This is a genomic window from Mesorhizobium sp. M7A.F.Ca.US.010.02.1.1, from assembly GCF_004023085.1.
In the GTDB taxonomy this organism is placed as follows: Bacteria; Pseudomonadota; Alphaproteobacteria; order Rhizobiales; family Rhizobiaceae; genus Mesorhizobium.
This window is the reverse complement of sequence record NZ_RZRV01000004.1, coordinates 191,282-211,922: the sequence shown is the minus strand read 5'-3', so window position 1 is coordinate 211,922 and position 20,641 is coordinate 191,282. Positions and strand designations below refer to the sequence as shown.

Here is a 20,641-nt window from a genome sequence, read left to right as displayed (position 1 = left end):
ACGCTCCGGGACCGACCTCAGCCTTTGGCGACGGGCAGCGCGACGAACCGATTGGTGTCGTCGCGGGTGATCTGCATCAGCACTGCCTTGCGGCCGGATTTGACTGCTTCGGTCATCGCCTTGGTGACGTCTTCGATGCCATTCACTTCGTTGGAATTGACCGACGTGATGACGTCGCCCGGCTGGATGCCGCGATCGGCGGCGTCGCTGTCGGGATCGACATCGGTCACCACCAGCCCCTTGCCGTTTTCAGACTTGGTAACGGTCAGGCCGAGATCGGCCAGCGTGTCGGGCTTGGCCGGGGCGGCGGGCTGCTGCTGATCGACAGAGGCCTGCTTGTCGCTCGAAGGCAGTTTGCCGAGATCGACCTTGACCGTCTGGCTCTTGCCGTCGCGCCACACGGTGACGTCGACCGACTTGCCGGGCGAATAGGCGCCGATCAGCCGGGCCAGTTCCTTCGGCGAAGCGACATCCTTGCCGTCGACCTGGGTGATCACGTCACCGGCCGTGATGCCCGCCTTCTTGCCGGGACCATCGTCCTGGGCACTGGAAACCAGTGCGCCGTTGTTGGACTTCAGACCAAGCGACTCAGCGATGTCGGAGGTGACCGGCTGGATTTCCACACCGAGCCAGCCGCGCTGCACGGAACCGCTCTTCATCAGGTCCTGAACGACCTGCTTGGCGGTCGAAGCGGGAATGTCGAAGGCGATGCCGACGCTGCCGCCTGACGGCGAGAAGATCGCGGTGTTGATGCCGACGACCTGGCCGTTGAGGTTGAAGGTCGGACCGCCAGAATTGCCGCGGTTGACCGATGCGTCGATCTGGATGAAGTCGTCATAAGGGCCAGCGCCGATGTCACGGCCGCGGGCGGAGACGATGCCGGCGGTGACGGTTCCACCAAGGCCGAACGGATTGCCGACGGCCACCACCCAGTCGCCGACGCGAACCTTGGAGTCATCGGCGAAGTCGACATAGGTAAACTTGCCGACGCCGTCGACCTTAAGCACGGCGAGATCGGTGCGCGGGTCGGTGCCGATCAGCTTGGCGTCGAGCTCCTTGCCGTCATGCATCACCACGGTGAAGGCCGAGCCTTCCGAAACGACGTGGTTGTTGGTGACGAGATAGCCGTCATCCGAGATGAAGAAGCCCGATCCCTGGGCAACCGGCCGCGGCTGGTCGTTGTTGCGGTCGCGGTGGCTGAAGCGCCTGTTGCCGCCACCCTGGCCGTCCTGGTCACCAAAGCCACGGAATTCCTTGAAGAAGCGGCGCAGCTGTGGATTGTTGGGCAGGTTGTTCATGCCATCCTGGTCGTCGGACGGGTCGGAGCCATCATCGGCGGCCGGGCTGATCTTGGCCTTGACCTTGACGCTGACAACGGCGGGAGAAACGCGCTCGACGACATCGGCGAAGCCCGGCACCTGCGGCGCCTCGACGCGCACGGCATCGGCCAGAACAGGGCTGGTTCCGCTGGTCAGCGCGCCGACGCCGATCGCACCGGCCACCGCGACAGATGCGACGGCAGCCATGAGACGCTTGCGGGTGACCGAATATGAATTGGGGGCAATATTCATGGATTACTTATCCTCTTTCAACGGACGCTGCTTGGTCGGCATCCTCAGGAAAGGAGAATTAGAGCGGCACACATTACAGCGCCATTTCCGACACATGAAACTTTGGTAATGTTTGGGAGTCAGGGGACGTACAATCCCCTTGGCTGCCATGTCCGATGTGCTATCTTGTACACAACTCAGCACAAGGCTTTCATAAATGACAGCAAGCACCACCATGACCATCCGGGTCTCTCCCGAAACCAAGCTGAAGCTGGAGCGGATCGCCACCGACACCCGGCGTAGCAAATCGTTCCTCGCCGCCGAGGCGGTCTCGGCCTACGTCGATCGCGAACTCGATATCATTGAAGGCATCAAACGCGGCATGGAAGACGCGGCGGCTGGCCGTGTCGTGCCTCACGACGATGCGATGGCGGAAATCGACGCAGTCATCGAATCGGCGGAAGCCAGGCGCTTGGGCAAGGCGTGAAGCGGTTCGTCGCCTGGTCGCGAGAAGCGCTGGACGATCTTAAGCAGCAAGTTGCCTTTATCGCTCAGGACAATCCTGCTGCCGCCCGACGCCTGGCGGATCGTATTCATGAAATGGGCCAGGGCCTTGGTGAGATGGCGACGGGCCGCCCAGGCCGAGTGACAGGCACATATGAGAAGCTCATCGACCGCCTGCCCTACATCATTGCCTATGAGTTGCGCCCAATCGCTGGCCGTCAGAGCGTCGTTATCCTGCGCGTCATTCACACGTCGCGAGACTGGCCCTCGGAGGAATGGCCAAGCTAATTGCCTAGTATCTTGTCCAGCGCCGCCTGTTCCTCAGTGGTCAACGCATTGGTCGCCAGCACGCGGCGCGACCGCGCGGTCAGCACGATGAAAACGCCTCCTATCAGCAACAGCAGGACGGGCGTGCCCCATAGCAACGCATTGCGCAGGTCGAAACGCGGCTTCAGCAGCACGAACTCGCCATAGCGCGAAACCACGTAGTCCATGACCTGCTGGTCGGTGTCGCCGGCGACGAGGCGCTGACGCACAAGGACGCGCAAGTCGCGGGCAAGGTCGGCATCGGATTCGTCGATCGACTGGTTCTGGCAGACCATGCAGCGCAAGCCTTCCGACAGCGCCCGCGCCCGCGCCTCCAGCGTTGGATCAGGCAGCACCTCGTCAGGCTTCACCGCCGAGGCCGTGCCGGCAAAGAACAGCGCCAGCAGCAGGATAATGGAGGTCAGAGAAAGCCGCGCGTTCATGGCAGGGTCGCGGATGGCACCGCGCTCGCCTGCTTGCGCCGCCGCGACGGCGCGCCGACGCGCAGGCGCCGGTCCATCAGTGACATCGCCGCGCCCGCCATCATCATCAGGCCGCCGCCCCAGATCAACGTCACCAGCGGTTTCCACCACAGACGGACGACGACGGAACCGTCATTGCCCTCGTCGCCGAGCGAGATGTAGAGCTGCGAGAAACCAATCGTCCTGATGCCCGATTCCGTCGTCGTCATCTGCCGCACCGGATAAAACCGTTTGGCGGAGCTGATTTCGCCAACAGGGCTGCCGCTGACGCCGATCAGTTCGAAGCGGCCGAGATCCTCGCTGTAATTCGGTCCCTGGGCCGGATGAAGCCCGACGAAACGCAGCGTATGGCCGGACAGTTCGACGGTCTCACCGGCATGCATCGACAGGATCTTCTCGGTGCCGAAGCAAAGTGTGCCGACGATGCCGAGCGTGGTCAGGCCCAAGCCAAGGTGAGCGAAGGCGGTGCCGAAGACCGAGCGCGGCAGGCCGAGCAAGCGCCTGACCATGATCCCCGCTGCGACATTGCCGACCCCCGATTTGACGGCGAGGTCGGTGAGCGCGCCAAGGATCAGCCAGACGGCAAGGCCAACGCCCAGGGCTGCAAACACCGAGGCGCCGTCGATGAACAGAACGGTGACCAGCGTCGCCAACAGCGCCGCTGCAAAGGCCACCATAAGGCGCTGCGCGACGGCGAAGACATCGCCGCGCTTCCAGGCCAGCAACGGCCCGAACGGAACCACGAGCAGCAGCGGCACCATCAGCGGTCCGAAGGTGAGATTGAAGAACGGCGCGCCGACCGAGATCTTGTCGGCTGAAAAGGCTTCGACGGCGAGCGGATAGAGTGTGCCGACGAGGACGGTCGCCGTCGCCGTCGTCAGGAACAGATTGTTGAGGACCAGCGCCCCTTCTCGGGAAATCGGTTGGAACAGGCCGCCGGTCGTCAGCCGGGAAGCGCGCAGCGCAAACAGCGCCAGCGAGCCGCCGATAAACAGCGTCAGTATGCACAGGATAAACACGCCGCGCGTCGGATCGGTGGCAAAGGCGTGCACCGAGGTCAGCACGCCTGAACGCACGAGGAAGGTGCCGAGCAGCGACAGCGAAAAGGTCAGGATGGCGAGCAGCAGCGTCCAGATCTTCAGCGCCGAGCGCTTTTCCATGACGATGGCCGAATGGAGCAGCGCGGTCCCCGCCAGCCACGGCATGAAGGAGGCGTTCTCGACCGGATCCCAGAACCAGAAACCGCCCCAACCGAGCTCGTAGTAGGCCCAGTACGATCCCATGGCGATGCCGCCGGTCAGGAACATCCAGGCGACCAGCGTCCACGGCCGCACCCAGCGTGCCCAGGACGCGTCGATGCGGCCTTCGATGAGAGCGGCAACCGAGAAGGAAAAACAGATCGAGAAGCCGACATAGCCGAGATAGAGAAAAGGCGGGTGAATGGCGAGGCCGAGATCCTGCAGGATCGGGTTGAGATCGCGGCCTTCGATCGGCGCCGGATTGAGCCGGATGAACGGATTGGACGTCGCCAGGATGAACAGGAAGAAGGCGGCGCCGATGGCGCCTTGCACCGCAAGCACATTGGCGCGCAGCGTCGCCGGCAGGTTGGAGCCGAAAGCGGCGACGAGCGCGCCGAAGAAGGTCAGGATCAACACCCAAAGCAGCATCGAGCCTTCATGATTGCCCCAAGTTCCGGTGATCTTGTAGATCAACGGCTGCAAGGAATGCGAGTTTTCCCACACGCTCGCCACCGAGAAATCGGAGCTTGCATAGGCACTCGCCAACGCTGCGAAGGACAGCGCCGTCAAGGCAAAGCCGGTCACTGCGACCGGACCGCCGACGGCCATGAGGCGCTGGTTGTTCAGGCGCGCGCCAAACAGCGGCACCACCGTCTGCACCAGCGAAAGCGCAAACGCCAGGACGAGGGCGAAATGTCCCGTTTCAACCATGCCCGTGATCCATTGTCGCTCTCATGCCGGAGCTATTCACTCTTGTTCTCCTGCCAGACGCCCTTGGCCTTGAGGCCGTCCGCAACCTCCTTGGGCATGTAGCGCTCATCATGCTTGGCCAGCACGCTATCGGCAACAAAAACCCCGTCCGGGCCGAAAGTACCCTCGGTGATGACGCCCTGCTCTTCGCGGAAAAGGTCGGGCAGGATGCCGGTGTAGGTGACCTTGACCGATTTGTGCGTGTCGGTCACCGAAAAGCCGACCGTGGCCCCCTGCCCGCGCTGGATCGTGCCTTTTTCGACCAATCCACCCAACCGGATGCGCTGGCCAGGCTGAACACTGGCGGTGGTGAGATCGGCCGGCATGTAGAAATAGGAGGCCTTCTGGCCAAGCGCGTAAAAAGTCAGCCCGGTCGCGGCAGCCAGGAAGACCAGCCCGCCCGCGATCACCGACAATCGTTTCTGCTTGCGCGTCATGTCTTGTTCTACTCCGTCGCCGCAAGCCCAAGCGAAGCGGCAAAGGCAGTGAATTTCTTCGCCTGGTCGCTGTCGGCTCCAAAGACGGCAATGGCGCGACCGAGCGCCTCACGCGCCTGATCGGCCTTGCCGAGCACGACATAGGAACGAACGAGCCGCATCCATCCTTCCGGATCGCGCGGATTTTGCCGCAGTTTGTCGTCGAGGCCGGCAACCATCGTATTGATCATGGTCTCCCGGTCCTGCGGCGACATCGAGGATGCGGCGTCGACATCGCCGGCATCGGGACCGTTGGTGGCGCCGCCGGAAGCGACGTCGGAGCTTCCGGATTTGGCGAGCGCCTGCTCGACGGCACCGCGCCATGGCGAATCCGGCGGCAATCTGTCCAGCATCGCCTGCCATGCCGTGGTCGCTTCCTTGGCGCGACCCTCCTGCGCCAATGCCATGGCCAGGTAGAAGCTGGCCTTCGCATTGGCCGGATCGAGCTTCAGGGCTGCTTCGAAAGCATCCTGGGCATCGGCCGAGACAATGCCGCCTGCCGCGCTGGCGATCGCCTCGCCGAGACCGGCCTGGCGAACGGCGCTGTCGCCATCGAGCCGAATGGCGTTGCGATAGGCTCCTGCCGCGTCGGAAAAGCGCTGCATGCGCAGATAGACCGGTGCCAGCACGTCCCAGCCCCTGCCGTCAGTGGGATTGGCGGCCAGATGGGCTTCGGCCCGCGCCACCAGCTCGTCGACCGAACTGTCGGCAGGATTCTTGGCCAACCGCTCGCTGAGCGGTTGCGACGGCAGGTCAGGAGAGCCAAGCTTGACATAGAGCCCCCAACTGACCAGCGGCACCGCCAGCACGGCTACGGTTGCCACCAGCCTTGCCGTGACCGGCGCTCGGCCAGGGTTTGCGCCGCCGACGGCACCCGCATTGTCAAGGCGAAGGATGCGGCGAGCGATCTCGGCGCGGGCCTCGGCGGCTTCGGCCGGCTGGATCAAGCCACGCGCGGCGTCGCGGTCAAGCTCGGACAATTGGTCCCGATAGACTTCGAGATCATGTTCGCCGCTCGACGACGCGCCCTTGGCGCTGGCGGCCAGCGGCAGCAGCACCGCCAGGCTTGCACCCAGCGTGAGAATGGCGGCTATGACCCAGAACAGCATGGTTCTTCCAATACCGGCAGAGCTCTGCCGTGCCAACAGATGCATGCTGCGACGCTTTGACGACGCCAGCCGCCAATCGTCGGCAGACGGTCGTCAGGTCAGCGGCGTCCAGCTGCCATCGGCGTTGCGGCAAGCGGTTCCACGCGCCGTGACCCCGGCACCGGCGGAAAACACCGTCTGCGTGTACTGGCGGCAGTCCTGCGAACCGACGCGGTACGGCTGGGCCGGAACCACCTCGCCGTAGCGCGAAGCCTGAGCGCCCTTCCACGTCACCTTCTGGCCACTGGTCGTATATTCTAGCGCCTTGTATTCAGCCTCGAGCGCGCTGCGCTTCTCGGTCTCGCTGAGGCCGTTGCCGATCGCCCCGCTGATGAGGCCGCCGCCCATCGCCGAAATGATCGTCGTGGTCACCTTGCCGCTGGAAGGAGGTGTCGAGGCCGGTGTCACTGCCACGGTTGGACCCTTGCCGCTCAAGGTGGTGCAGCCGGAAACAGCCAGCAATGCGGAAACGAGAGCGACGCGAATCTTCATGCCAACAACCGATTTTCTTGAGTGGGAGCCTGCCATGGATGCGCCGGGGGCCGCGTCATCGGAGAAGTTGGCGTGGCCATAGTATTGATATTTGTCGGAAATTTGGCCGCTGGCCGCTGCAGGACCAATCGACATGCCGCCCAATAACATCTCCCGTCCCTCTATGTCGATTGGCCCTAGTGAACATCACTGAAGGCTCCGCAATCGCACCACCGCCTTCAATCCGCCCATACCGGACCGTTCGAGCGCCAGAACGCCTCCATACTCGTTGACAAGGTCTGCGACAATGGCCAGCCCCAGACCTGTTCCGGGCTTTGTCTCGTCCAGACGCCGTCCTCGCTTCAGCGCCTCGCGCGCCTTGTCCTCCGGAATGCCGGGACCGTCATCCTCTATGCCGATCTCGAAAAGGCCGGCCGGGTCGTCCTTGCCGGTCAAGGGCACGACCGAAACCTGCACCGCGCTCTTTGCCCATTTCATCGCGTTTTCAAGGAGATTGCCCAGCAACTCCTCAAGGTCCTCGCGCTCGCCGGCGAAGACGATCTCGGCCGCCGGCAGCGACAGCGACAGATTTGTCCGCGGATTGAGCTTCTGCATAACCCGCACCATGCGCTGCACCAGCGGCGTCACCGGCGTGCGGTAGACGACGCTGTCGCGTTGTGCCGCGACGCGGGCGCGCTGGAGATAGTGTTCAACCTGCTTCTGCATGGAAGCGGCCTGTTCGGCGATCAGCTGCCCCTTGGCACCGCCGAGCGCGCGGCCCTCGTTGAGCAGCACCGCCAGCGGCGTCTTCAGCGAATGGGCGAGATTGCCGACCTGTGTTCGCGACCGTTCGACGATGCGCCTGTTGTTTTCGATCAACGCATTGGTTTCGTTGGCAAGCGGTTCGATCTCGGCTGGGAACTGGCCGTCGAGCCTCTGCGCGGTGCCCTCGCGCACCATGGCAAGCGCGTTCCTGACCCGGCGCAACGGCTGCAGGCCAAGCAGGATGGCGATCGCGTTGATGGCGATCATGCCGACGCCGAACAGGGAGAGGTAAGTCAGCAGGCGACGCTGGAAGGTAGCGATTTCCTGTTCGAGTTCGCTTTGGTTGCCCATGACGCGGAAGCGCGCGGCGCGGTTCTTGGAATCGAGAACGAATTCGCTCTCGAACACTTCGAGCTGCTCACCATCGATGCCTTCGGTCGGATAGCTGCGCTGGAAGCTGGCGTTGAACGGCACATCGGCAACGCTCGGCGACGGGATGTTTTTCAACATCGAAGACGAATGAAGATCACCATGCACACCTTCCGAAGCGGGCTCCACCGACCAGTACCAGCCCGAATTCGGCTCCGAGAACCGAAGGTCGCCGAGGTCTGGCGCGCCAGTCAGCGCCCCGCTGTCGGAGATGCCGATCGAACCGATCAGGTTGAACAGATGCGCCGAAAGCAGGCTGTCGAAGCCGCGTTCGCTGGCCTGGCGGTAGAGCGTGGTTATCAACGTGAAGATGACAACGAGCGTCACGATCGCCCAGACCGTGGAAAAGGCGATGACGCGGAACGTCAGCGAACGCGGCCACAAACGCAGCGAAAGCGGCGCCCTTGCGGTTGGTTTGAGCGGTTCCGAGTTACGCCTCCGGCTCACGCATGCGGTAGCCCATGCCGCGCACGGTTTCGATCATGTCGATGCCCATCTTCTTGCGCAGCCGCCCGACAAACACCTCGATGGTGTTGGAATCGCGGTCGAAATCCTGATCGTAGAGATGCTCGACCAGTTCGGTCCGCGAGACGACCTCGCCCATATGGTGCATCAGATAGGCAAGCAGGCGGAATTCGTGCGACGTCAGTTTCAACGGCACGCCGTCGACATCGGCCTTGGAGGCCTTGGTGTCGAGACGCAGCGGCCCGCAGGTCAGTTCGGACGAGGCATGGCCGGCAGCCCGCCGGATCAGGGCCCGCAGCCTGGCCAGCACCTCCTCGATGTGGAACGGCTTGGTGACGTAGTCATCGGCGCCGGCATCGATGCCGGAGACCTTGTCGCTCCAGCGGTCGCGCGCCGTCAGGATCAGCACCGGCATCTTGCGGCCGCCGCGTCGCCAACGCTCGACCACGCTGATGCCGTCCATCTGCGGCAGGCCGATATCGAGCACGACGGCGTCGTAGGGCTCGGTGTCGCCAAGGAAATGGCCTTCCTCGCCGTCGAAGGCGCGGTCGACGACATAGCCGGCATCGACCAGCGCATCCGATATCTGCCGATTGAGATCCTTGTCATCTTCGACGACGAGTACACGCATGCGGAGTTCGATACCTGTTGAAGAGCTTTACCTGTTGAAGAGCTTTGTCAGATTGAAGACTGGGGCAGATATAGGCCGATTCCGGCGGCCTGGGAAACGTAGCCTAAGGTTGATTGGATCAGTTCAGCGGAACGACGATTTCGGAACGGCGCGGACGTTGTCCGTCCTTGCCCGGAACGAGCACGACGATGACACAGACCGGCTGGCCGCCGCGCGTCGACTGCGAGGCCTTGGCCAGCGTTCCGCCATTCTGTTCGGCCACCTGTTGGCCGATGGCGTAGCAATCGGACGCCGCCAGTACGATCGGACTGGCCAACTCGGGCGGCGCGATGACCGGCATCGCCATCGCCTGCGACGCGAACAGCCCGGCAGCACAAAGCGCCAGTGTCGCGGTTCGGAAGTGGGAGCGAAGCGTTTTCATGACCGGCGTTGTAACGCATCGGTGCTGAACGTGAAATGAACGGTGAACGCCGCTGAAAACATCCTCGCCACACCCCTGCAACGCGAGACAGTCAATCTGGAATTTCACCGCCTCGAACAGGTGAAATCCCGCGAAAGCCCAGTCTAGACTCCGTTTTGACCATATTGAAAGCGCATCAGGCATTTTCCTGGGTTATCGCGCGAAAACGCAGCAGCCCGTGATGCACGAGCAGATCCTCGTCATGGCGGGCTTCGGCAAATTCCAGCGACAGTCGTGTCTGGCCGCGAGGGCCGATCACCAATGCTGCGTCGGCAAGGCGCGCCTGGATGGCGGCCATGATGGCTAGCGTTTCGGCGTCGCCATGGGCTTTCGACCAGACATGCAGCGTAATCAACTGATCGTCGGTGTTCTCGGCGCCCGTATCCCAGTCAAAAGCGGAGGTATGGCCGCAGGTCACGTACGGAAAAGCGGCATTCTCGGTTGGCCGTTCGAGCAGTCCGGCGCCGCCCAGCAAGGCCGATAGCGATGCATCGCTTTTCAGCCTGAGAAACAGTGCCTGCTGTAAATCGCCTGGCGCGGTCATCGTCTTTTCCTCCGGTTCCTGCGCTGCCGACTATTGCTTTTCGGAAGCCCGCGTTCTGCGTGTTCTGACAGATATAGCCATTCGACGCGCGGAGGCGATGGCGATTCGTCATCGGAATGATGGATGCCGATGATCTCGAAAGGGCGACTTTGCCAACACCATCGTCCGCGGGCACCGAGCTGTGAACATGGACTCTCGATTCCTGGTCACATATTCTCGCTCCATACAAGGTCGCATGACGCAATGTTCCTTGCCGTTTTTGATCCACGAAGCCATTTCGGAAGCTGATGATGCTCGATGCAGAAAAGACCAGGGCTGCGTCGCGGCTGTTGGTAGGCCACTGGGACAAGGGCACCCGTCTCGACGCCATACCTGAGGCGTTGCGCCCACAAACACGGATCGAAGGTTACGCTATCCAGTCGCACGTCATGGATCGCTCGGTGGCCCCTCTTTTCGGCTGGAAGATTGCCGCCACCAGTCTGGCCGGACAAAGGCACATCAACGTCGACGGCCCGATGGCCGGACGTCTCCTGGCCGAAAAAGCGGTGGAGGTCGGCGGGACCGTTTCCCTGGCGACGAGCAAGATGCGCGTGGCCGAGATCGAGTTCGCTTTCCGCTTCGGCCGCGAGCTGCCGCCTCGTCCGGCACCCTATGAAATCGCCGAGGTGATGGAAGCCGTGGCGACCTTGCACCCGGCGATCGAAATTCCGGACTCACGCTATGACGATTTTTGCGCCGTCGGGGCGCCGCAACTCATTGCGGACAATGCCTGCGCCAATCTGTTTGTCATCGGCGAGGCGGCGGACGACTGGCGAGACGTGGACCTTGCAAAGCACCCCGTGGTCGCCTCCGTTTCCGGAAGGCCGCAACATAGCGGATCGGGAGCAGCCGTGTTGGGCGATCCTCGCATCGCGCTCACCTGGATCGTCAACGAGCTGTCGGGCCTGGGCATAGCGCTCCAACCGGGACAGGTGGTGATTACAGGTACCTGCGTGACGCCGATTGGGGTCGAGGCCGGCGACGAAGTCATTGGCGATTTGGGCAGGTTCGGCAGCGTCTCCGTGCGGTTTGTCTAATAGCCCCCACGCTGCCTGGCCACGAAACTGCGCACCGCCAGCACCAGAACGGTGATGATGATCAGGATCACCGAGAGCGCGGCGATCGCCGGGTCGATGTTGTCGCGCAGGCCCATCCACATCAGCCTGGGCAGCGTGATGGCGTTGACCGAGGTGATGAACAGGGTGACGCCGATTTCTTCCCAGGACAGCACGAAGGAGAGAAGCGCCGCGGTAATGATGCCGAACTTGATGTTGGGCATGATGATGCGGGTGGCGCGCTCCCACACAGTGGCGCCTAAGCCCCGCGCGGCAAGGTCGATGCGGCGGTCGAGCTGGCTGAGCGAGACCAGCATCAGCACCGTGGCGAAGGGCACGGTCATCACCGAATGCGCCATGGCGACGCCAAGCCAGGTGTCGTAGCCGAAGAACGCGCTGAAGCCCGAGATCGAGGTCAGCAGGAAGTAGAGCGTGATCGCCGAGACCACCGGCGGCACCACCATCGGCAGCAGGACGAAGCCGACCAGGGCTGCGGTAAAGCGCGGCTGGAACATCCAGACGCCAAGGCTGAAGCACAGCGCGAGCACGGTTGAAAAGGCGCTGCTGACGACACCGATACGGATCGAGAGCAGGATCGATTGGAACCAGCGCGGGTCCTCGACCAGCGCCCGGTAGTGGCGCAGCGACAGTTCGCCCGACGGCATAGCCAGCATGCGGCTCGGCGTCAGCGACACCGGGATGACGGCGAGCAGCGGCATCAGCAGGAACAGCGCCACGAAGGCGGCGATGATCAGCGAGACAGGACCGGGGCGGTAGGTCGGCATCAGATCAACTGCTTCGGTCTGACATAGCGGAACAAAAGCGCCATCAGCGCGCCGACGAACAGCACCAGCACGACGCTGATCGCTGCACCCAGACCCCAGTCCGGGCTCTGGAAGATCCTGAGATAGATCAGCTCGGCGATCATGACGCTGCGGCCGCCGCCGAGGATCGCCGGCGTGACGAAGAAGCCGAGCGAGAAGACGAACACGATCATCGCCGCGCCGATGATGCCGGAGCGCGTCATCGGCACGAACACCGTCCAGAAGGTGCGCATGCGGCTGGAACCGAGGCCACGCGCAGCTAAAAGCACGCGGTCGTCGAGGCTGCGCATGGAAGATGCCAGCGGGAAAACGGCGAAAGGAATGAGGAAGTGCGTCATGCCGACGATGACGCCGAATTCGTTGCGCACCAACGCCAACGGTTCGGAAATGAAGCCGATCGCCTGCAACCAGGTGTTGATCAGGCCGCGATTGGAGAGCAGCGCCACCCAGCCGAAAGCACGGGTCAGCACGGAAATCCAGAAGGGGACGAGAATGCAGAACTCGGCGATCAGGCGCTGTGCCGGGGTTCCACGCACCCAGACGACGGTGATGGCGTAGGCAGCTGCCACCGAAACGACAGTGACGACCGCCGCGATGCGCAGCGTGCGGATGAACACCGACTGCACGAGATCGTCGGTGAGCAGCGCCTCATACTGGCCGAGGCCGGGCGTCGGCAGTGTAAAGCTCCATTTGACGACGCCGAGAAACGGCCAGGCATAGGTCAGGACAAGAAACAGGAGCAGCGGCGCCATCAACAGCGCCGCGCCCATCCTGTCGGAGAGATAGGATCTCATTTCGACCCGATTACCCCGCCCCTGATCAGGCCGAGATGATCTTGGTGTATTCGTCGAGCGCCGGCCCATAATTCTTGGCGTACCAGTCCATGTCGAGCGCGATCTGCTTCTTCATGTTCTCGGGATCGACCGGATTGATGCGCTTCTTGTCGGCGGGGATCAGCGCGTCTGCCGCCGGGTTTGCAGGACCTTGGCCGAGCTTGTCGAACATGACCAGCTGCTTTTCAGGGTCCTGGGCACTGGCGATGAACTTCATCGCAGCGTCCTTGCCGCCGGGGTTGCCCTTGAGCACGGCCAGCGCGCCGGGCGAGATCAGGCCCTGGTCCCAGATGAACTTGATCTTGCCGCCCGAATCCTGCTCGATCAGCGAGGCACGGGTCGACCAGACGATCGCCATCGAGGCCTCGCCATTGAGTAGCACGCTCTGGCTTTCGGCGCCGCCGCCCCAATAGGCAACGACGTTTTCCTTGAAGGCGGCGATCTTGTCATGGGCGCGCTTGAGGTCGAGCGGGTAGAGCGACGCAGGCGCGATACCGTCGGCGAGCAGCGCCGCTTCCCAGCTCGACACGCCCCATTTGTAGAGCGAGCGCTTGCCGGGGAATTTCTTCACATCGAAGAAATCGGCCATGCCGGTCGGCGCGTCCTTGCCGTACTTCTCGGAATCATAGGCGATGACATAGGAGAAGAAATAGGTCGAGGCGGCGTATTCCCAACCAAAGCCGGGCCGCATCTTCTTCTTGTCGACGATGTTGTAATCGATCGGCTCGAGAGCCCCTTGGGCGCCGAGCGTGATGGCCGAGAACGGGTCTACGTCGACGAGATCCCAGGTCGGCGCGCCGCTCTTGAACTGTGCGGCGATGGCGCCTTCGGTCGGACCCGAACCGTCCATCTTGACGGTGATGCCGGTGTCCTTGGTGAAGGCCTGGCCATAGGCGGCATCGTAGGCGGTGATGGCATCGCCACCCCAGTTGACCAGCACAAGTTCCTTGGCCTGCGCAAAGGCACCTGTCGAGCGCAGCAGCATCGGCGTGCCGGCCAGCACGAGTGCCGCCAACTGTGTGAACTGCCGGCGCGAGATCTCGCCGCGACCTGCCCTGGCGGACAGGCTATCGATGGCTTGTTTCTTGGTATCATGTGTCATGTCAGTTCCCCTTTTTTGTTGTTGATAGTGCCGGAAAGCGGTCTGCGATGTCTCGCCACACCGCTTGTCATTGTCCTCCATGCGGAAGAAGGAAACCCTTTTCCGCCGGCCAGGTGAGCCAGACGGAGTTACCCTTGCTCAACGCCGCGGCAGCCACCTCGTTCGGCACCGAGACCGTGACCTTGGCGCCTTGCCGCGTTGTCAGGTCGAGCCGCGTTGCAGCACCTAGGTAGGTGGAGTTGGTGGCGGTAGCGGCGATCCCATTCTCACCATCTGCCGCCTCGCCCGATATCGACATGTATTCGGGCCGGATCGCCAGGATGGCATCGCCGCGCACGAGTTCGGCCTTGCAGCCCATGCTGACCGCGCGGTCTTCGCACAGGCCGGTCGAGCCATTGCCGGCGGGCTTGACCCCCTTTAGCGGCAGCATGTTGATCTCGCCAAGGAACTCGGCGACGAAGCGGTTGTCCGGCCGGTCGTAGACCTCGTCGGGCGCTCCGACCTGCAGCAGCTTGCCATGATTGAAGATGGCGACGCGCGACGACAGCGCCAGCGCCTCGCTCTGGTCGTGGGTGACGAAGACGAAGGTGGTGCCGGTCTCCTGGTGCAGTCGCTTCATTTCGGCCTGCATCTGGCCGCGCAGGCCCTTGTCGAGCGCGGAAAACGGCTCATCGAGCAACAGCACGCCCGGTTCGAACACCAGCGCACGGGCCAGCGCCACGCGCTGCTGCTGGCCGCCCGACAGTTGCGCCGGCAGTTTCTTCTCGTGGCCCTTGAGGCCGACGCGCTCGATCATCTCGCCGACACGGCGCTTGATGTCGGCGGCCGATTTCTTGCGGACCTTGAGTGGGAAGGCGATGTTGGCTTCTACGCTCATATGCGGGAACAGCGCGTAGCCCTGGAACACCATGCCGGCGGCGCGTTGCTCTGCCGGCCGGTCGGTGATGTCGACGCCGTCGCTGAGCAGCTTGCCCTCGGTCGGCTGCACGAAGCCGGCAAGGATCATCAGGAAGGTGGTCTTGCCCGAACCGGACGGCCCGAGCAGGGTCAGGAACTCGCCACGGCCGATATCGAGCGACAGATTGTCCAGCGCACGGAACGAGCCGAAGCTCTTGCCGATCCCGATTGCCTTGATCTCTGCGGCACGGCCGGGTTGCTGCATACTGCCCTTTCCCTAACGCTTTTCGAAATCGTAGGCAGGGTGCCGGCTCACCGCAACCGAATAGTTTTCGCCTGATCGGCAAATTCCATTCATCTATGGCGAGATGTCGCCACCTGCACTCAATACGGCAGGATGCGGTTCTCCTGGAGTTTCGACCGCAGCCATCCTGCGAACGCTTCCAGCACCGGATGCGAAGCCTTGGCGTGTTCGGAGACCAGGAAATAGGAACGCGGCGACTTGATCGCGATGTCGAACGGCCTGACCAGCCGGCCCTCGCTCAGCGCCCGCCGGCTGGTCAGTTCGTCGCCCATGGCGATGCCCTGCCCGGCAATCGCCGCCGAGAAGACGAGGTTCATGTCCGAAAAGAAGATGCCGCCCTCAATGTCGGGGTTTTCCACCTTGGACAACGCCAGCCAGCGCGCCCAATCCTCGGTGTCATCGAGATGCAGCAGGTTGGCGCGCAGCACGTCCGACGGCCGGGAAAAGCCGCCGATCTTGTTGAGCAGCGTCGGGCTGCAGAGCGGCGTGAACGAGATTTCGCAGAGCGGTTCGACCGCCCGGTTCGGCCAATTGCCGACACCGAACGCAATGAAGGCATCGGCGTCGGCGTTGCTGACATCGTCGAGCCGGCGCGGCGTCAGGATGCGCAGCGCCACGTCGGGATACATCTGCCGGAACTCGCCGATATGGGTGCACAAGAACAGCGAGGCGAAGCCGGGCGTGCAACTGACGGCGAACGAGCCGCCGACGCCGGTGCCGGCATCACGCGTCACCGCATCGCCCAGAACGGTCAGCGCCTTGCGCACGTCGCTGGCATAGCGCTGGCCGCGCGGCGTCAGCGCCACGCCCTTGCCGATGCGTTCGAGCAGGTCGAAGCCGAGGTCGCGCTCCAGCAGGCGAAGCTGATGGCTGACAGCGCTGCGGGTCAGGTGCAACTCGTCGGCGGCGCGCCAGACGCTGCCGTGCCGGGCGAAGCTGTCGAGCGCGCGCAGCGCTTGTGTCGATGGTATACGCAAGGAGCCTCAGGTGAACCGAATTTGCACGAACCGGGAAAACATATCACTTTTTAGCGAACCGCTTCACTGCTTTCTTCTCATGCCATGGAGAAACCGGTGGCCACCTCGGCGCAAGCAACCGCCCTTGCCTGTCTCGACGGCATCCAGCCGTTGTTGTCCGCGTGGACACGCACCATCTTCGATTTCGGCGAAACCGCGTGGCGCGAGTATCAATCCGCCGCCTGGTATGTGGAGCGACTGAAACTCGAAGGCTTTTCCGTCGAAGAAGGCTCCGGCGGCATGCCGACCGCCTTCTGCGCGCATTGGACCAACGGCCCCGGCCCGACCATCGGCATGTACGCCGAATACGACGCGGTGCCGGGCAATTGCCAGGATGCCGCTACGGTCGAGCGTCCGCGCCGGGGACTTGGCAACCAGGCCGGCGGCCATACCGACCCGCATTCCGGCCTCGGGATTTCGAGCCTCGGCGGGCTGCTGGCGACCAAGGCAGCGATGCAGCGCCACGGCATATCAGGCACGCTGCGCTTCACCGGCGAGCCGGCGGAAAAGGTGCGCGGGTCAAAGCCGATCCATGCCGCCAAGGGCTACTATGACGGCCTTGCCGGCATGATCTCCTTTCATCCGTTCTACATGCTGCCGCTCTGCAACACGGCGCGCTGGGACACGCATTGCGGCGCGGCCTACGCGATGATCTATCGCTTCATCTGCGACCAACCGGAGCGCTGGGCGCTGGCTGCGGGTGCTGCACCCATTCCGCAAGCACATTCGGCGGCGCGCGCCCCCGGCGCCAACGACGCATTGTTGATGATGTACATGGCCTCCAAGGCTCTGCGCGATTCCATGCTGCCGCATCAGGGCGGCTGGTCGATCAGCGAAGCGATCCTGACGGCGGGACAAGCAACCGCCGACAATTTGCCGGCGGGGCTGGCCGAGATCCAGTACATGATCCGCGTGCCGACGCTTGCCATGGCCGAGCAGGTCACCGCGGTGCTCGACCGCAATGCCGAGGCGGCGGCAGCGATGAGTGGTTGCCGCACCGAGCGGCATTGGGTGTCGAAGTCACGGCCGGGACTTACCAATCATGTAATGGCCGAAATCGCCTATGAAGCACTGTCGACGGTCGGGCCGCCGCGCTGGGACGAGGACGCCAAGGCAGTCGCGCGCGAAATACAGGTCAATGCCGGGCGCATGGCGAGCGACGAGCCGTTCATCGAAGAGTTGGAGCGCTTGATCGAGCCGCAGGCGGCGGAAGCGATCCTGCGCCGCGACCTGCCGCCCTCGCAAGTCAACTCGACCTCCGACGATTACACCGACATGTCGTGGCATGCGCCGACGGCGCGCTTCTATGTCGCCCGCCCGGCGCTGCGTTCGGAGACCGGCTATCCCTATCCGTCATGGGTGATGAATGCGTTGGGCGGTATTCCCGCCACCATCGACCCGATGGTGGCCTGCGCCTCCCGCACGATCGCGCTCGCCGCCCTTCGCCTGCTCGAGGACAAAACCGCCCGCGATGCGGCGATGAATGAATTCGTCGCCCGCACCGGCGGCGGCATAGGCGGCTCGAACTGGATCGCGCCGCTCTGCGACTACGAGCCGCCGATTGGATTTCGTTGGCCTGAATATGTCACCACCCCACGCGGACGCGACTGGTGGATACCGAGCAATTAGACACCCTCACGAGGAGCACCCCATGACCGTTCATGACCGCATTGTCGCCGAGCCGTTTTCGCTGCAGCGCCGCAACCCGGCCGGCGGCACCAAGCCGCTGACCGCCTGGGGCTTCGCCAACGAGACCGACGTGCTGACCGACGTCCTGCTCGGTTCGCCCAATTTCCTGCGCCATCTGTCGACCAGCTCGCTGTCGCGAAAGCATCTGCGCGAGGCACCCTGCAACGTCCAGATCGCCCAGGCGCAGCACAAGGACCTGGTCGCCGCCTACGAGCATTTCGGCGTCAACATCCACTGGCACGAGCCGACGCCTGAGCTGCCGATGCAGGTCTATTCCCGCGATTCCAGCGTCATGACGCCCTACGGCGCCTTCATCACCGCCATGGCCAACTGGTGGCGGCGCGGCGAGAACTATGCCGCGATCCGCACCTACGAAAAGCTCGGCATCCCGATCTACGACATGGTCACCGCAGGCACGTTCGAGGGCGGTGACTTCAACGTCATCGAGGATGGCGTCGTGCTGATCGGCTGCGGCGGCGCGCGTACGCAGGAGGAAGGTGCTCGCCAGGTGCAGGCCTGGTTCGATAGGGAAGGTTGGGAAACCCGCATCGCCTTCATCGACGAGTATTATGTTCATATCGACCTGATGGTGGTGCCGATCGCCGAAAAACTGACCGCTGTCTGCCTCGCCTGCACCGAACCCGGCATTGTCGACTGGTTGAAGGGCAAGGGCCACGAGATCATCGACGTGCCGTTCCAGGATACGATGGCCCTCGGCTGCAACTTCATGTCGCTGGGCAGGGACCGGGTGATCGCGCCGACCTCCAGCCAGGCGCTGATCGGTCAGCTCAAGGCGCGCGGCTTCGAGGTCGCGGCCGTCGACATGAGCGAGATCTCGAAGACCGGCGGCGGCATCCACTGCATGGCGCAGGCGCTGAAGCGCGAACCGGCCTGAGGAGTGGGATAGCGCTACGCTGCTTCGCTCACATTCGTCAGCATGATCGGCATCCGGGCGGCCGAGGGTGCAAGGTCGCGCGCGCAAAACGGCTGAGATCGCCGGCTGGCGGCACCGTGTGCCCCGCTTGCGAGTCGCAACGCTGCCCGATGCGAAACTTGCGCGATAACTAATATAAGCGCACAGTAAAAAACGTCTTTTGGGAGAGGACAGCTCATCTGCAAATCGGGAGGAAACCATGAACACCATGAGCCTCACCACGCTTGAACGCGGCAAAACGACAGTCGACGCCGCAGCCCTGGAAGCGTTTTCGGCACAATTGCGCGGCAAAATGCTGAGCGAAGGCGATGCCGCGTATGACGAAGCACGGACCGTCTGGAATGCCACGGTCGACCGGCTGCCCGGGCTGATCGTGTGCTGCGTCGGAGCTTCCGATGTCATCAGTGCCGTGAATTTCGCCAGGGAGAACAGGCTTCTCGTCTCGGTGCGCGGCGGCGGCCACAACATTGCCGGAAGTGCGGTCTGCGATGGTGGCCTGATGATTGATCTGTCATTGATGAAATCGGTGCGGGTCGATGTCGCTGCGCGGCGGGCATGGGTCGGGCCTGGCGCGACGCTTGCCGATGTCGACAAGGAAACGCAGGCCTTCGGGCTGGTGGTACCGACCGGCATCAACTCGACCACCGGCATATCCGGCCTGACGCTGGGTGGCGGCTTCGGCTGGATCACCCGCAAATTCGGCCTGACCATCGACAATCTTGCCTCCGTCGATGTGGTCACCGCCGATGGCAAACTGCTCCGGGCCAGCCATGCCGAAAATCCGGACTTGTTCTGGGCGCTGCGCGGCGGCGGCGGCAATTTCGGCGTCGTCACGGCATTCGAGTTCGAACTCCATGAGTTTGGACCGCAAGTGCTGGCGGGGCTTGTCGTCCATCCCTTCGCCGATGCCGAAAAGGTGCTGCGGGAGTATCGCAAGGCGCTCGAGACCGCACCTGACGAGTTGACCTGCTGGGTGGTCATGCGGCAGGCGCCGCCGCTGCCCTTCCTGCCCGCGGAGTGGCATGGCAAGGAGGTTCTGGTGCTGGCCATGTGCTATTGCGGCGACATCGAGGCAGGCGAAAAGGCGACGCAAAAACTTCGAGCCATCGGCACGCCGATTGCCGATGTCGTGGGCCCCAGCCTGTTCACCGGCTGGCAGCAGGCATTCGACCCACTGCTCACGCCCGGCGCCCGCAACTACTGGAAGAGCCATGACTTCACCGAGTTTTCCGAGGAGGCGGCTGCGGTCGTCAGGGGGGCAATAGCCAAGCTGCCGGGACCCGAATGCGAGATATTTATCGGCCATGTCGGCGGCGCGGCAGGTCGCGTCAAGGCGGATGCAACGGCGTTCCCACAGCGCAGTTCGCATTTCGTCATGAACGTTCACGCCCGCTGGCGCGAACCCACGATGGACAAGGCTTGCACCGACTGGGCTCGTTCAATCTACGAGGCGGCCAAACCTTATGCCGCCGGCACCGCCTACGTGAACTTCATGCCGGAGGACGAGGTCGACCGGGTCGAAGCGGCCTATGGTGGCAACCATCGACGGCTTCTGGAAATCAAGCAGCGCTACGACCCGCTGAACCTGTTCCGCATGAACCAGAATTTGCGTCCGAAAGAAAGCTTGCGAGCCGCATGAGGCGCGCCGTGCTGCAGTGATAAAAAGCTCACGCCTCCGCTGGAGGCGCGGGCACATGCTGTTGGCGCCGGGCTGTATTCTCGGGCCGGC

At 63.3% G+C, this 20,641-nt stretch carries 21 protein-coding genes; 6 read left to right on the top strand and 15 right to left on the bottom strand.

Going from position 1 to position 20,641, the window contains the following annotated elements:
• Positions 1-17 precede the first annotated feature (17 nt).
• On the bottom strand, positions 18-1,571 hold the full coding sequence (locus EOA19_RS05995) for a Do family serine endopeptidase (RefSeq protein ID WP_128303004.1): 1,554 nt from the start codon (positions 1,569-1,571) through the stop codon (positions 18-20).
• 196 nt (positions 1,572-1,767) lie between these two features.
• Between EOA19_RS05995 and EOA19_RS05990 the strand changes: the two genes are divergently transcribed.
• Positions 1,768-2,037, top strand: a complete 270-nt coding sequence (locus EOA19_RS05990; RefSeq protein ID WP_023812816.1) for a CopG family ribbon-helix-helix protein — start codon at positions 1,768-1,770, stop codon at positions 2,035-2,037.
• Positions 2,034-2,342 (top strand): type II toxin-antitoxin system RelE/ParE family toxin, encoded by a 309-nt coding sequence (locus EOA19_RS05985; RefSeq protein ID WP_128303003.1) that lies wholly within the window; start codon positions 2,034-2,036, stop codon positions 2,340-2,342. Before EOA19_RS05990 ends, EOA19_RS05985 begins: the two co-directional genes overlap by 4 nt.
• Here the strand turns inward: EOA19_RS05985 and EOA19_RS05980 are convergent.
• From EOA19_RS05980 to EOA19_RS05940, 9 genes are all read right to left on the bottom strand, one after another.
• Positions 2,339-2,803: a cytochrome c-type biogenesis protein gene (locus EOA19_RS05980; RefSeq protein ID WP_128303002.1), complete on the bottom strand. Its 465-nt coding sequence runs from the start codon at positions 2,801-2,803 to the stop codon at positions 2,339-2,341. The two genes, EOA19_RS05985 and EOA19_RS05980, sit on opposite strands and share 4 nt — an antisense overlap.
• Positions 2,800-4,791 carry a heme lyase CcmF/NrfE family subunit gene (locus EOA19_RS05975; protein WP_128303001.1) on the bottom strand — a complete coding sequence of 664 codons (1,992 nt, stop codon included), beginning with the start codon at positions 4,789-4,791 and terminating at the stop codon, positions 2,800-2,802. The genes EOA19_RS05980 and EOA19_RS05975 overlap by 4 nt, the downstream gene beginning before the upstream one ends.
• 32 nt (positions 4,792-4,823) lie before the next feature.
• Positions 4,824-5,267: a cytochrome c maturation protein CcmE gene (gene ccmE / locus EOA19_RS05970; RefSeq protein ID WP_023812812.1), complete on the bottom strand. Its 444-nt coding sequence runs from the start codon at positions 5,265-5,267 to the stop codon at positions 4,824-4,826.
• Between the two features lie 8 nt (positions 5,268-5,275).
• On the bottom strand, positions 5,276-6,415 hold the full coding sequence (gene ccmI, locus EOA19_RS05965) for a c-type cytochrome biogenesis protein CcmI (protein ID WP_023812811.1): 1,140 nt from the start codon (positions 6,413-6,415) through the stop codon (positions 5,276-5,278).
• Between the two features lie 93 nt (positions 6,416-6,508).
• Complete coding sequence (locus EOA19_RS05960; RefSeq protein WP_023812810.1) at positions 6,509-6,946, bottom strand: hypothetical protein; 438 nt, start codon at positions 6,944-6,946, stop codon at positions 6,509-6,511.
• Positions 6,947-7,132: 186 nt separating this feature from the next.
• Positions 7,133-8,566 (bottom strand): ATP-binding protein, encoded by a 1,434-nt coding sequence (locus tag EOA19_RS05955; protein WP_128303000.1) that lies wholly within the window; start codon positions 8,564-8,566, stop codon positions 7,133-7,135.
• Positions 8,550-9,215: a response regulator transcription factor gene (locus EOA19_RS05950; RefSeq protein ID WP_023812809.1), complete on the bottom strand. Its 666-nt coding sequence runs from the start codon at positions 9,213-9,215 to the stop codon at positions 8,550-8,552. Before EOA19_RS05950 ends, EOA19_RS05955 begins: the two co-directional genes overlap by 17 nt.
• A 118-nt stretch (positions 9,216-9,333) precedes the next feature.
• The gene (locus EOA19_RS05945; protein ID WP_127257297.1) at positions 9,334-9,636 is read right to left on the bottom strand and encodes a hypothetical protein; all 303 of its coding nucleotides are present in this window, start codon (positions 9,634-9,636) and stop codon (positions 9,334-9,336) included.
• A gap of 175 nt (positions 9,637-9,811) precedes the next feature.
• Positions 9,812-10,219, bottom strand: a complete 408-nt coding sequence (locus tag EOA19_RS05940) for a DUF3168 domain-containing protein (protein ID WP_128302999.1) — start codon at positions 10,217-10,219, stop codon at positions 9,812-9,814.
• Between the two features lie 290 nt (positions 10,220-10,509).
• Here EOA19_RS05940 and EOA19_RS05935 point away from each other — a divergent pair, with 290 nt between their 5' ends.
• Positions 10,510-11,295, top strand: coding sequence for a fumarylacetoacetate hydrolase family protein (locus EOA19_RS05935; protein ID WP_128302998.1), 786 nt, complete (start codon positions 10,510-10,512; stop codon positions 11,293-11,295).
• On the opposite strand, the gene EOA19_RS05930 is transcribed toward EOA19_RS05935, so the two are convergent.
• The 5 genes from EOA19_RS05930 to EOA19_RS05910 form a co-directional block, all read right to left on the bottom strand.
• Positions 11,292-12,098: an ABC transporter permease gene (locus EOA19_RS05930; protein WP_128302997.1), complete on the bottom strand. Its 807-nt coding sequence runs from the start codon at positions 12,096-12,098 to the stop codon at positions 11,292-11,294. The two genes, EOA19_RS05935 and EOA19_RS05930, sit on opposite strands and share 4 nt — an antisense overlap.
• Positions 12,098-12,931 carry an ABC transporter permease gene (locus EOA19_RS05925; protein ID WP_128302996.1) on the bottom strand — a complete coding sequence of 278 codons (834 nt, stop codon included), beginning with the start codon at positions 12,929-12,931 and terminating at the stop codon, positions 12,098-12,100. The genes EOA19_RS05930 and EOA19_RS05925 overlap by 1 nt, the downstream gene beginning before the upstream one ends.
• A 25-nt stretch (positions 12,932-12,956) precedes the next feature.
• Complete coding sequence (locus EOA19_RS05920) at positions 12,957-14,072, bottom strand: ABC transporter substrate-binding protein (RefSeq protein WP_128302995.1); 1,116 nt, start codon at positions 14,070-14,072, stop codon at positions 12,957-12,959.
• 67 nt (positions 14,073-14,139) lie between these two features.
• Positions 14,140-15,234 carry an ABC transporter ATP-binding protein gene (locus tag EOA19_RS05915; protein WP_128302994.1) on the bottom strand — a complete coding sequence of 365 codons (1,095 nt, stop codon included), beginning with the start codon at positions 15,232-15,234 and terminating at the stop codon, positions 14,140-14,142.
• A gap of 119 nt (positions 15,235-15,353) precedes the next feature.
• Positions 15,354-16,250, bottom strand: coding sequence for a LysR substrate-binding domain-containing protein (locus EOA19_RS05910; protein WP_023812801.1), 897 nt, complete (start codon positions 16,248-16,250; stop codon positions 15,354-15,356).
• 84 nt (positions 16,251-16,334) lie between these two features.
• On the opposite strand from EOA19_RS05910, the gene EOA19_RS05905 reads away from it, so the two are divergent.
• From EOA19_RS05905 to EOA19_RS05895, 3 genes are all read left to right on the top strand, one after another.
• Positions 16,335-17,918, top strand: coding sequence for an amidohydrolase (locus tag EOA19_RS05905; protein ID WP_164892862.1), 1,584 nt, complete (start codon positions 16,335-16,337; stop codon positions 17,916-17,918).
• 22 nt (positions 17,919-17,940) lie between these two features.
• Positions 17,941-18,873, top strand: a complete 933-nt coding sequence (locus tag EOA19_RS05900) for a dimethylarginine dimethylaminohydrolase family protein (protein ID WP_128302992.1) — start codon at positions 17,941-17,943, stop codon at positions 18,871-18,873.
• A 238-nt stretch (positions 18,874-19,111) separates the two neighbouring features.
• Complete coding sequence (locus EOA19_RS05895; RefSeq protein ID WP_128302991.1) at positions 19,112-20,551, top strand: FAD-binding oxidoreductase; 1,440 nt, start codon at positions 19,112-19,114, stop codon at positions 20,549-20,551.
• Positions 20,552-20,641 lie beyond the last annotated feature (90 nt).

What these genes read in the sequence shown, in the direction of transcription:
- EOA19_RS05995 (WP_128303004.1), bottom strand. Translation starts at nt 1,571, where the DNA reads ATGAATATTGCCCCCAATTCATATTCGGTCACCCGCAAGCGTCTCATG.
- EOA19_RS05990 (WP_023812816.1), top strand. Translation starts at nt 1,768, where the DNA reads ATGACAGCAAGCACCACCATGACCATCCGGGTCTCTCCCGAAACCAAG.
- EOA19_RS05980 (WP_128303002.1), bottom strand. Translation starts at nt 2,803, where the DNA reads ATGAACGCGCGGCTTTCTCTGACCTCCATTATCCTGCTGCTGGCGCTG.
- EOA19_RS05975 (WP_128303001.1), bottom strand. Translation starts at nt 4,791, where the DNA reads ATGGTTGAAACGGGACATTTCGCCCTCGTCCTGGCGTTTGCGCTTTCG.
- ccmE (WP_023812812.1), bottom strand. Translation starts at nt 5,267, where the DNA reads ATGACGCGCAAGCAGAAACGATTGTCGGTGATCGCGGGCGGGCTGGTC.
- ccmI (WP_023812811.1), bottom strand. Translation starts at nt 6,415, where the DNA reads ATGCTGTTCTGGGTCATAGCCGCCATTCTCACGCTGGGTGCAAGCCTG.
- EOA19_RS05960 (WP_023812810.1), bottom strand. Translation starts at nt 6,946, where the DNA reads ATGAAGATTCGCGTCGCTCTCGTTTCCGCATTGCTGGCTGTTTCCGGC.
- EOA19_RS05950 (WP_023812809.1), bottom strand. Translation starts at nt 9,215, where the DNA reads ATGCGTGTACTCGTCGTCGAAGATGACAAGGATCTCAATCGGCAGATA.
- EOA19_RS05945 (WP_127257297.1), bottom strand. Translation starts at nt 9,636, where the DNA reads ATGAAAACGCTTCGCTCCCACTTCCGAACCGCGACACTGGCGCTTTGT.
- EOA19_RS05940 (WP_128302999.1), bottom strand. Translation starts at nt 10,219, where the DNA reads ATGACCGCGCCAGGCGATTTACAGCAGGCACTGTTTCTCAGGCTGAAA.
- EOA19_RS05935 (WP_128302998.1), top strand. Translation starts at nt 10,510, where the DNA reads ATGCTCGATGCAGAAAAGACCAGGGCTGCGTCGCGGCTGTTGGTAGGC.
- EOA19_RS05930 (WP_128302997.1), bottom strand. Translation starts at nt 12,098, where the DNA reads ATGCCGACCTACCGCCCCGGTCCTGTCTCGCTGATCATCGCCGCCTTC.
- EOA19_RS05925 (WP_128302996.1), bottom strand. Translation starts at nt 12,931, where the DNA reads ATGAGATCCTATCTCTCCGACAGGATGGGCGCGGCGCTGTTGATGGCG.
- EOA19_RS05920 (WP_128302995.1), bottom strand. Translation starts at nt 14,072, where the DNA reads ATGACACATGATACCAAGAAACAAGCCATCGATAGCCTGTCCGCCAGG.
- EOA19_RS05915 (WP_128302994.1), bottom strand. Translation starts at nt 15,234, where the DNA reads ATGCAGCAACCCGGCCGTGCCGCAGAGATCAAGGCAATCGGGATCGGC.
- EOA19_RS05905 (WP_164892862.1), top strand. Translation starts at nt 16,335, where the DNA reads ATGGAGAAACCGGTGGCCACCTCGGCGCAAGCAACCGCCCTTGCCTGT.
- EOA19_RS05900 (WP_128302992.1), top strand. Translation starts at nt 17,941, where the DNA reads ATGACCGTTCATGACCGCATTGTCGCCGAGCCGTTTTCGCTGCAGCGC.
- EOA19_RS05895 (WP_128302991.1), top strand. Translation starts at nt 19,112, where the DNA reads ATGAACACCATGAGCCTCACCACGCTTGAACGCGGCAAAACGACAGTC.